Origin of the sequence: Hydrogenophaga sp., assembly GCF_030158645.1 — a bacterium.
In the GTDB taxonomy this organism is placed as follows: domain Bacteria; phylum Pseudomonadota; class Gammaproteobacteria; order Burkholderiales; family Burkholderiaceae_C; genus Hydrogenophaga.
In genome coordinates this window covers 1-9,517 of record NZ_JAOASO010000091.1, presented here as the reverse complement: position 1 = coordinate 9,517, position 9,517 = coordinate 1, and the positions used below count along the sequence as shown (strand labels likewise).

General features: G+C 67.3%; 9 protein-coding genes. 4 read left to right on the top strand and 5 right to left on the bottom strand.

Annotated features, from left to right (window positions below):
* Window positions 1-107 precede the first annotated feature (107 nt).
* From Q1W68_RS10300 to Q1W68_RS10290, 3 genes are all read right to left on the bottom strand, one after another.
* Window positions 108-1,019 (bottom strand): DMT family transporter, encoded by a 912-nt coding sequence (locus tag Q1W68_RS10300; protein ID WP_300653283.1) that lies wholly within the window; start codon window positions 1,017-1,019, stop codon window positions 108-110.
* An 82-nt stretch (window positions 1,020-1,101) separates the two neighbouring features.
* Window positions 1,102-1,617 (bottom strand): methylated-DNA--[protein]-cysteine S-methyltransferase, encoded by a 516-nt coding sequence (locus tag Q1W68_RS10295; RefSeq protein WP_300653281.1) that lies wholly within the window; start codon window positions 1,615-1,617, stop codon window positions 1,102-1,104.
* On the bottom strand, window positions 1,614-3,122 hold the full coding sequence (locus Q1W68_RS10290) for an Ada metal-binding domain-containing protein (protein WP_300653279.1): 1,509 nt from the start codon (window positions 3,120-3,122) through the stop codon (window positions 1,614-1,616). The genes Q1W68_RS10295 and Q1W68_RS10290 overlap by 4 nt, the downstream gene beginning before the upstream one ends.
* 119 nt (window positions 3,123-3,241) lie before the next feature.
* Here Q1W68_RS10290 and Q1W68_RS10285 point away from each other — a divergent pair, with 119 nt between their 5' ends.
* Complete coding sequence (locus Q1W68_RS10285; RefSeq protein ID WP_300716514.1) at window positions 3,242-4,624, top strand: phosphomannomutase/phosphoglucomutase; 1,383 nt, start codon at window positions 3,242-3,244, stop codon at window positions 4,622-4,624.
* 6 nt (window positions 4,625-4,630) lie between these two features.
* Here Q1W68_RS10285 and Q1W68_RS10280 read toward each other — a convergent pair whose 3' ends face one another.
* On the bottom strand, window positions 4,631-5,902 hold the full coding sequence (locus Q1W68_RS10280) for a glycosyltransferase N-terminal domain-containing protein (protein WP_300653274.1): 1,272 nt from the start codon (window positions 5,900-5,902) through the stop codon (window positions 4,631-4,633).
* Window positions 5,899-7,296 (bottom strand): glycosyltransferase N-terminal domain-containing protein, encoded by a 1,398-nt coding sequence (locus tag Q1W68_RS10275; RefSeq protein ID WP_300653272.1) that lies wholly within the window; start codon window positions 7,294-7,296, stop codon window positions 5,899-5,901. The genes Q1W68_RS10280 and Q1W68_RS10275 overlap by 4 nt, the downstream gene beginning before the upstream one ends.
* 136 nt (window positions 7,297-7,432) lie before the next feature.
* On the opposite strand from Q1W68_RS10275, the gene Q1W68_RS10270 reads away from it, so the two are divergent.
* The 3 genes from Q1W68_RS10270 to Q1W68_RS10260 all read left to right on the top strand — a co-directional run.
* The gene (locus Q1W68_RS10270; RefSeq protein ID WP_300716512.1) at window positions 7,433-8,122 is read left to right on the top strand and encodes an acylneuraminate cytidylyltransferase family protein; all 690 of its coding nucleotides are present in this window, start codon (window positions 7,433-7,435) and stop codon (window positions 8,120-8,122) included.
* A complete protein-coding gene (locus Q1W68_RS10265; protein ID WP_300716510.1) occupies window positions 8,112-9,014 on the top strand; it encodes a hypothetical protein in 903 nt (300 codons plus the stop codon). Before Q1W68_RS10270 ends, Q1W68_RS10265 begins: the two co-directional genes overlap by 11 nt.
* 30 nt (window positions 9,015-9,044) lie before the next feature.
* Window positions 9,045-9,517 (top strand): N-acetylneuraminate synthase family protein (locus tag Q1W68_RS10260; protein WP_300716508.1); only part of this gene is annotated, 473 nt, incomplete at its 3' end.

Below are 9,517 nucleotides of genomic sequence, written 5' to 3'. Positions count from 1 at the left end.
GCCTGTCACGCCGGGGGTCGCGGGTTCGAGCCCCGTCCACTCCGCCAGTCAAGAATCAAGTCACCGCGGTCGCAAGACCCCGGTGATTTTTTTCGTCTGTGCTCCGGTCACGTGGCTCTCTCGAGCCAGCGCACCCTCACGAGACCGGTCGACAAGGCGGTGCCGCAGATGATCACCAGGCCGCATCCCACCATCCACGGCGTGATGGTTTCGTTCAGGAACAGCGCGCCATAGCCCAGCGCGAACACCGGCACGAGGAAGGTGACCGTGAGCGCCTTGCTCGGGCCGGCCTGTTCGATGATGTGGAAGAACAGGATGTAGGCGATGGACGTGCACAGCAGCGCGACCGCGGCCACGGCAGCCCAGGCGGTGATGCTCACGGGTTCGGTGGGCCAGAACAACGCCATGGGCACCGCCAATCCGAGTGCGGCGCCGATCTGGCTGCCAGTGGCCGTGGCCAGGGGGTGGGCACCGGTCAGGTGGCGCTTGGTGAAGCTGGCGGCCACGCCGTAGCACAGCGTGGCCAGCAGACAGGCCCCCATGGCCAGCAGCGTGATGCTGGTGGAGCCTGTGCCGGCCGCACCGGTGGCGCTGAAGCCCGATTTGCCGATGACCAGCAGCGTGACCCCGGCAAACCCGATGGCCAGACCCAGCATGCGCGAGCCACCCGGACGGTCCTTGAGCCAGAGCCAGGCGACCAGCGCACCCGAGAGCGGCACAGTAGCGTTGAGGATGGAGGTCAGGCCCGTGGAGATGTGCATCACCGCGAACGCAAACAGCATGAACGGGATGCCCGAGTTGAGCAGACCAACCAACAGGATGGCTTTGGCGCGCGCGCGAAAGTCGGCCCAGACGCCTTTGACCAGAAACACGGGCAACAGAAACAGCGCGGCCAGCACCACCCGCAGGCCGGCGGTGGGCACGATGCCGAACTCGGAGACACCCAGTCGCATGAAGAGAAACGACGAACCCCAGAGGGCGGCGAGCAAGACAAATTCCAGGGCGAGCGTGGGGTTCATGGCGTGAAAGTATGCAGGGGCAGTGTGGCTGCCCAGGGGTGCCATTGATGCCGAATGGGGCGCGATTGATGCCGTGAACGGGTCAATGGTGCGGCGAAGGTGACAACGCCGCGCCTTCCAGCGAGAGCAACGCGGTCTTGCGTTCCAGCCCGCCGGCATAGCCGGTGAGCGAGCCGTCGGCGCCGATCACGCGGTGACAGGGCACGACGATGCTGACCGGGTTGCGGCCGACCGCCGCGCCGAGGGCGCGCACGGCGGCGGGTTTGCCGATCGAGGCACTCAGGTGGCCGTAGCTGGTCGTGGCGCCCGGGGGGATGCGCAACAGCGCCTCCCACACCTGTTGCTGAAACGGGGTGCCGGCGTGCAGGTCCAGCGGCAAGTCGAAAGACGTGCGTTGCCCGGCGAAATACTGGCCGAGTTGCACGATGGCCGCTTGCAGCACGGGGTGCGTGGCGTCGCAGCGCCAGGCCGATGCGTCGGGCCCGTGGCGCTGGCCGTCGAACCAGACGCCACACAGTCCACGCGTTGTGGCCGCCAGGGTCATGGCGCCCAGCGGGCTTTGCCAGGCGGTGAAGACGGTGAGGGGATCGTGTTTCATGCGCGGGCTCCTGTTGGTTGTGTGACGCGCCCGGCCGACCAGGCCCGGACCACGGCGTAGCTGCGCCAGGGTTTCCAGGCCCGTGACGCGGCCTCGGCTTCGCGCGCCGGGTTTTTGGCGTCCTGCAAGCCCATGGCCTTGTGCAAAGCCACGTCGCCCGCGGGAAAAGCGTCGGGCCAGCGCAGCGCACGCATGGCGATGTACTGCGCGGTCCAGTCGCCGATGCCGGGCATGGCCTTGAGCGCGGTGAGGGTGGCCGGCACGTCGGCGCTGCCGTTGAGCACAAGGCCTTGTTCCGCCACACCTCTGGCCAGCGCCACGATGGCGGCCTGTCGCTGCTTGACGATGCCCAGTTCGCCGAGCGCATCGCCGTCGGCCCGCGCCAGCACCTCGGGTGCGGGAAAGAGTTGGGTGAGTGCGGCCAAGGGCGTGTCGATGGGCTCGCCGAAGCGGTTCACCAGTCGTTGCGCGAGCGTGCGCGCGGCGGCCACCGTGATTTGCTGGCCGAGCACCGCGCGCACCGCGAGCTCGAAGCCGTCCAGCGCACCCGGCACGCGCAGGCCGTCACCCGCCGGAAACGCACCATGCAGCACCGCGTTGATCGCACCCGGATCGGCGTCCAGGTCGAGCGCGGCGCGCACGCGGTGGATCAACTGCGGCAGCACCTCGCGCAAGTCGTCGCTTACGCGCAGCACCAGTTGACAACGTGCCTCGTCGAACTCGGCCAGCAGCCAGCCGCGGAGGCTGCGCTCACCGATGGTCATGCGCAAGGTTAGCCCGAGGCGTTGCCTGTCATCGACGAAGGCCACACCTTCGATCAGGCGCTGCCGGAAGAACGCCAGTGTGGCCGTCACGTCATAGGGCGGCCGGTAGCCCAGTCGCACCGCGGTGCCCTCGTCGGTGTCGCGGCTGGTGGTCTGACGGCGCAGCTGGGTCGGGTTCAGGCGGTAGTGGTCGAGAAAGGCGGCGTTGAAGCGCCGCACGCTGGCAAAGCCGCTGGCTCCGGCAATCTGGGTGATCGGCAGGTCGGTGTCGGCGAGCAGTTGTTTGGCTGTGAGCAGCTTGCGCGTGAGCAGGTACTGCAGCGGCGAGACACCTAGCCGGTCTTCAAACACGCGGCGCAAGTGCCGGTCGCTCACGCCGAGGCGCGCGGCCAGCCGCTCGCCCATGTTGCCGTCGGCACCCAACCAGTGCTGCGGGTCGTCCAGCCACAGCGTGGCCTGCTGCAGCAGGATGGCCGAGGCGTCTTCGGTGGACCAGTGGCGGTCCATCGGTGCCAGCTCGGGCCGGCAGCGCAGGCAGGGGCGAAATCCGGCGTGTTCCGCTTGCGCCGCGTGCGCGAAGAAGCGGCAGTTCTCGCGCCGCGGTGTGCGCACGCGGCAGACCGGCCGGCAATAGATGCCGGTGGAGGTGACGGCGGTGAAGAACTGCCCGTCGAAACGCGCGTCGTGCGAGCACAGCGCGCGGTAGCAGGCGTCGTCGTCGATGCGGTTGGAGCGGTTCATGGCCGCGATGGTAGGCCGTTCGGACGAACCCGGCTGGCCGTTTCCGGACATGTGCCTCGGTGGGATGCAAGGTCGACTCCTACAATGACCCAACCTCCCCGAACCCAGGACACCCCCCCATGCAAGTCACCCCCTCGATCTTCAAGGCCTACGACATCCGCGGCGTGACGCCCACCGCGCTCAACGAAGAGGTGGCCGAAGCCTTGGGTCTGGCTTTCGGCACGCAGGCCATGAAGCTGGGTGAGAAGAGCGTGGCTGTCGGCCGGGACGGTCGCCTGAGCGGGCCGGCCTTGTCGGCCGCGCTGATCCGTGGTCTGGTGGCCGCCGGTGTCGACGTGATCGACATCGGTCTGGCGACCACGCCCATGCTCTACTTCGCCGCCGCCACGCTGTGCACCAGCGGCATCCAGGTCACGGGCAGCCACAACCCCAAGGACTACAACGGTTTCAAGATGGTGCTGGCCGGGCGCGCGATCTACGGCGACGACATCCAGGCGCTGCGCAAGACCATGGAAGCCGAATCGCACACACGCGCCGACGGTGGGCGTGTGCGCCTGATCAACGTGCAGGCGGCCTACCAGGCGCGCATCGTCGGCGACATCCAACTCTCGCGCCCCATGAAGATCGTGGTGGACTGCGGCAACGGCGTGGCCGGTGCGTCGGCGCCCGCGATTTTCCGCGCGCTGGGTTGCGAGGTGGTTGAACTCTTCAGCGAGGTGGACGGCAACTTCCCCAACCACCACCCCGACCCGAGCAAGCCCGAGAACCTGCAGGATGTGATGCGCGCGCTGCGCGAAACCGACGCCGAACTCGGCCTGGCTTTCGACGGCGACGGCGACCGCCTCGGCATCGTCACCAAAGAGGGCAACAACATCTACCCCGACCGCCAGATGATCTTGTTCTCGCAGGATGTGCTCTCGCGCGTGCCCGGTGGCGACATCGTGTTCGACGTGAAGTGCTCGCAACGCCTGGCCCCGGCCATTGAAGCCGCCGGCGGCGTGGCCCACATCTACAAGACCGGCCACTCGCTGATCAAGGCCCGCATGAAGGAGCTGAACAGCCCGCTGGGTGGCGAAATGAGCGGCCACATCTTCTTCAAGGAGCGCTGGTACGGCTTTGACGATGGCACCTACGCCGGCGCGCGCCTGCTCGAGATCGTGAGCCGCAGCCCGAACGCCAGTGACGTGCTCAATGCCTTGCCCACCAGCTTCAGCACACCCGAACTCAACGTGGCCTGCGCCGAAGGCGAACCGCATGCGGTGGTGGCCAAGCTGGTCTCCATGGCGAAGTTCGACGCACCGGCCAAGCTGTCCACCATCGACGGTGTGCGCGTCGACTGGCCCGATGGTTTTGGTTTGATCCGCGCGTCCAACACCACGCCGGTGCTGGTGCTGCGCTTTGAGGGCCAGACCACCGAGGCATTGCACCGCATCGAAGCGGTGATGCTGGCTTTGCTCAAGAGCGCCAAGCCCGACGCCGTGGTGGGCGCCAGCGCCCACTGAACCGCTTCAGCGGGGCAGCATCGCCTGCACGCGCTCGATCACCGCTTCGGCCTGTTCGTCCACCAGGGCGGTGGTGTGCACCGGGCTGTTGGCGCTCCACACCGCGGTCACTTCGCGGGTCACATCGGTTTCACTGTTCACCAACCGCGCCTGGCGCAGGCTGTCCAGCCGTTCGTAGCTCTCGGTGAAGTTCCACACGTTGGGCCCGTGCAGCACGGCACAACCCAGCGCCAAGGGTTCGTGCGGGTTGTGGCCCCCCACGCTGGCGAACGAGCCGCCCACCAGTGCCACCGGCGCGAGCCGGTACCACAGGCCCATCTCGCCGATGGTGTCGGCGATGTAGACCGGGGCTTCGGTCGCCAGGTGGGCGCCCGCGCTGCGCAACGGGATGTCCTGCAGGCCTGCGGCCGACGCCAGCGCGACCACTTCAAGCCCTCGTGCGGGTGCCCGTGGCGCGATGATCAACAGCGCGTCGGGCCGTTGTGTGCGAAGCCGGGCGTGGGCCGCCAGCGCCAGGTCTTCTTCACCGGGATGACTGGAGGCCAGCAACCACACCGGCCGCTCTGCCAGGGTTTGCTGCCACGTGTCCAGATCGTCCGCATCACACGCGAGCGGCGGCACCAGTGCCTTGATCGTTCCGCTCACGGTGATGATTCCGCGCGGTGCTCCCAGCACCACCAGCGCCTCGGCCGTGGCTTCGTTCTGCGCAAACAGGTCGCGAAAGCCGGGCAACAGCGCCTGGTACAGCCAGCGGCCCCAGCGGCGTTTGGCCAGCGACTCGGGTGACAGCCGTGCGTTGACCAGTGCGCGCGGGATTCCGCGCGCGTCGGTCTCGGCGATCAGCGCGGGCCACAGGTCCATCTCGCACCACAGTGCAAGCGATGGTTGCCAATGGTCGAGGAAGCGCGAGACGGCCTCGGGGGTGTCCACCGGCGCGAACTGGTGTTGGCAGCGCGCAGGCAGGCCGGTGCGGCGCAGCGCGTCGCCCGAGGTGCGCGCGGTGGTGGTGATGAGGAAACTGCAGTCGGGGCGCCGCTCGGCGAGCCGCGCAAACAGACCCGCCAGCGCCATCGACTCACCCACGCCCACCGCATGTCCCCAGACCAGCGTGCCGGCGGGGCGGTCGGCGTATTCGCTGCCCAGCTTCTGCCGCACGCTGCGCGGCGTCTCCTTGCCGCGCAACAGGCGTCGCTGCAAGCCCTTGCGCCACACCGGTGCGAGCCAGCGGGCCACCACCAGGTAGGCCCGCAGTGCCCAGGGCTGGCGGATGCGGGTCATCGGGCTTCCAGCCAGGGCACGAGCGTGGCCATGTGTTTGGCGGTGGCGCCGCCGTGTTCCGCGTAGAACGCCTCTGCGCCGTCGATGGCGCGGGCGTAGTCGGTGGGTGAGGTGAGCAGCTGCAGCAGGGCGGCCGAGAGGCTGGCGATCGTCAGGTGCTGCTGCAGGACACCGGCGGCCAGCGCCTCCACGCCGGGGTACTCGATGCCCCAGATGCTGGGACCCACCATCACCGGTTTCTTCAAAGCCAGCGGCTCGATCACGTTGTGCGCGCCCAGCGGCACGAACGAGGCACCGACCACCACCACCTGCGAGAGCGCGAGGTAAAAATACATCTCGCCCAGCGAGTCGCCCATCAGCACGTCGATGCCGCTCATGTCGGGCGCATCGGGGGTGGGCTGCAGTGCGGCATCGAGCATGCGGCTGCGGCGCGCCACGCGCAGGCCTGCCGCTTCGAACAGCTGCACCACCGCATCAAACCGCTGCGGGCTGCGCGGCACGTACACCACCAGTGGTGGCGGCAGGCCCGCCGCCTGCAGGCCCGCCTGCACCTGGCGAATGGCGTCGATGAACTGTTCGTCTTCGCCCACGATGGCGCTGGCGAAACACAGCACCGGTCTGCGTCCGGGTGCTGCGGTGGCGAGTTGCCAGGGTGCGAGCAGGGCCAGCGCGGCAGCGATCTGCTGCGGTGACACCGGCAGATCAAAGCGGGTTTCGCCCGCGATCACCACCCGTTCACAACCCACGTCGCGAAAGCGTTGGGCGTGTGTTTCCGATTTGCACAGCACCAGCTCGTAAGCCTGGAAGATGCCGGCGCGAAAGCCGCCCCATTGGCGGTCTCGCACGATGCTTTTCTTGGGGTACTGGGCGTTGGCCATGGCCAGCGGTACCCCCTGGCGGCGGATGGTGGCCAGCAGCACCGGCCAGGTGTCGATCTCGGTCATGACCGCTGCGCGCGGACGCACCCGGCGGATCAGGCGGCGCACGGCCCAGCCCAGCTCCAGCGGCACGTAGCTCACCCTCAGGCGCTTCGCCGCAACAGCTTCGGCAAACAGCGCGTGGGCGGCGGTGCGTCCGGCCGGGGTGAGGGTGGTGATGAAAACCGGGTAACCCGCCGCGAGCAAGGCACGCACCAGCGGCGCGGCGCCGCGCATCTCACCCATGGAGGCGGAATGCACCCACACCGGGCGGTCCAGCTCGGTGGGTGCAGCGCCGAAGCGTTCGGCCCAATGGGCCCGGTAGAGCGGCTCGCGCTGGCCCCGTTTCCACAAAAACAGCAGGAACACCGGCAGCAGCAGGTACCACAGCATCTCGTACACGCCAATCAGCACGGACAGCCGCCAGTTGGGCGGAAAAGGGCGGGACGCGGTGCGTGTGGAAGTGGGAGAAGCCATCGATGGATACGGTGCGGGTCGGGCGGGGGTGCCTGCGCGTCGCACCTGGGGCTCCGGACGAAGGCCATTCAGTATAGTTACGCCCTTGGTCAGGCCCTCATCCAGTGGCCCGGCGCCCCACACAGGAACACCTCCGATGCCCCTTCCCACGCCGGCCTGGACCGCAGTCATTCCGCTGCGCGCCGGATCCAAGGGCCTGCCCTCGAAAAACATCCGTCTTCTGGCGGGCAAACCGCTGTACCGCCACGCGGTGGACCAGGCGCTGCAAGCTGGCGCCCAGCGCGTGGTGATCACGACCGACATTCCCGAGGTGCTGTGGGCCGAACTGCCAACCCAGGTGACGCTGGTGGAGCGTCCCGCCGAGCTCGCGGGCGACACCGTGCCCATGGCCCCCGTGCTGCAACACGCGCTGCACACCGCCGACTGCCACGGCACCGCGGTGTTGCTGCAGGCCACATCGCCCCTGCGCCAGAGTCGCGACATCGAAGCCGCGCTGGCCGTGTTCGCCGGGGGCTACTTCGAACTTGTCATGTCGGTCACCAGCGCCGACCGGGGTGTGCTCAAGTGGGGCACGCTGCGCGGCAACCGCTTCCAGCCGCTCTCGGACCCGGCCCACTGCTTTGCCAACCGCCAGAGCCTGCCCCCGGTGGTGCGGCCCAACGGTGCGCTGTACGTGCTGAACGCCGACCGTTTTGTGGCCAGCGGCAGTTTTGTGTCCGAGCGCATCGGCGTGGTGGAAATGCCGGCCGAGCGCAGCCTCGACATTGATTCGCTGGACGACTTTGAACGCTGCGAAGCCGCGCTGGAGGCCGCGCATGGCCAGTGAGGTGAGCACCGACCACATGGACCTCTACACCGCGCCCACCTGGCAGTGCGTGATGGTCTGCTGGGGTACCAAGTATTCGACCGCGCTCATCAACAACCTGGCGCGCAGCATCGCCAACAAGACCAGGTCGCAGCCGAGGTTCATCCTGATTTCGGACCGCGATCGCCCCGACCTGGCGGACCGCATCGAGCTGGTGCGGTTTCCCGAATTCTGGCTGCAAGACCGGCTCAAGACCTCGGGCTGCCAGGCCAAGCTGGTGATGTTCGAACAAGGCATCGTGCCCACCGACCTGCCCGCGATTTACGTGGATCTGGACACCATCGTGCTCGGTGACCTGGGCACCGGGCTGGAACTGATGCAGAACCGCAAGACCGTGGCCATTTTGCAAAGCGCCATCATCCCGTTTGGCTGGATCGGTCGCTCGCTCTACCGCTGGACCAACCGCCGCCGCTACGCGCGCGGCAACTCGTCGTTCGTGATTTACCACCCGGCCGAATGCCATTTCATCGCCGAACGCTTCAAGGCCTTGCTGGACCAACATCCCAAGCTGGAATTTCGCCCGATGGCGGCCGACGAACGTTTCATCAGTTGGGTGGCCCAGGAGCACATGGTGCGCATTCCCAACTCGTTTGCGGTCAAGTTCCCCGGCGAGTTCATGTTCTATTGGGGCTTCTGGCTGTACATAAAGGCCGCGCTGCCCTGGGTGCGCAACCGCCGCAAAGGCCTGGTCGCCGTGACCCTCAACGGCCTGATGATCAAGCCCGAGAAATTGCTGTCGCTCAAAGAGGGCGATGTGATCGTTGACGAAAAATCCCGCAAGCTGATCTGGAGCGAAAAGACGCTCGGCTTCATGCGCTCGAAAATCCAGGCGTTCTACGCCGGCTCCCTGTAATTCCCTGACGCCACCCGGCAAGAGGCTTTCATGAAAATCGCCCACCGCGACATCTCCCCCGCCCACCCGCCGCTGGTCGTGGCCGAAATCGGCATCAACCACGGCGGCAGCCTCGACGTGGCCAAAGGCATGGTGCTCGCTGCTCACCGGGCCGGCTGTGAGATGGTCAAACACCAGACGCATTTCGTCGACGACGAAATGACCGACGAAGCCAAACAGATCTTCCCGCCCAACGCCGACAAATCCATCTGGGACGTGATGGAGGAATGCGCGCTGTCCAAGGACGACGAGATTTCTCTCAAGACCTACGCCGAGTCGCTCGGCATGATCTACATCTCCACGCCGTTCTCGCGCGCCGCTGCCGACTTTCTCAACGACATCGGCGTGTCCGCGTTCAAGATCGGCTCGGGCGAGTGCAACCACGTGCCGCTGATCCGCCACATCGCCAGCTTCGGCAAGCCCATCATCATGAGCACCGGCATGCAGACCATCGACGGCATGCG

What these genes read in the sequence shown, in the direction of transcription:
- Q1W68_RS10300 (WP_300653283.1), bottom strand. Translation starts at nt 1,019, where the DNA reads ATGAACCCCACGCTCGCCCTGGAATTTGTCTTGCTCGCCGCCCTCTGG.
- Q1W68_RS10295 (WP_300653281.1), bottom strand. Translation starts at nt 1,617, where the DNA reads ATGAAACACGATCCCCTCACCGTCTTCACCGCCTGGCAAAGCCCGCTG.
- Q1W68_RS10290 (WP_300653279.1), bottom strand. Translation starts at nt 3,122, where the DNA reads ATGAACCGCTCCAACCGCATCGACGACGACGCCTGCTACCGCGCGCTG.
- Q1W68_RS10285 (WP_300716514.1), top strand. Translation starts at nt 3,242, where the DNA reads ATGCAAGTCACCCCCTCGATCTTCAAGGCCTACGACATCCGCGGCGTG.
- Q1W68_RS10280 (WP_300653274.1), bottom strand. Translation starts at nt 5,902, where the DNA reads ATGACCCGCATCCGCCAGCCCTGGGCACTGCGGGCCTACCTGGTGGTG.
- Q1W68_RS10275 (WP_300653272.1), bottom strand. Translation starts at nt 7,296, where the DNA reads ATGGCTTCTCCCACTTCCACACGCACCGCGTCCCGCCCTTTTCCGCCC.
- Q1W68_RS10270 (WP_300716512.1), top strand. Translation starts at nt 7,433, where the DNA reads ATGCCCCTTCCCACGCCGGCCTGGACCGCAGTCATTCCGCTGCGCGCC.
- Q1W68_RS10265 (WP_300716510.1), top strand. Translation starts at nt 8,112, where the DNA reads ATGGCCAGTGAGGTGAGCACCGACCACATGGACCTCTACACCGCGCCC.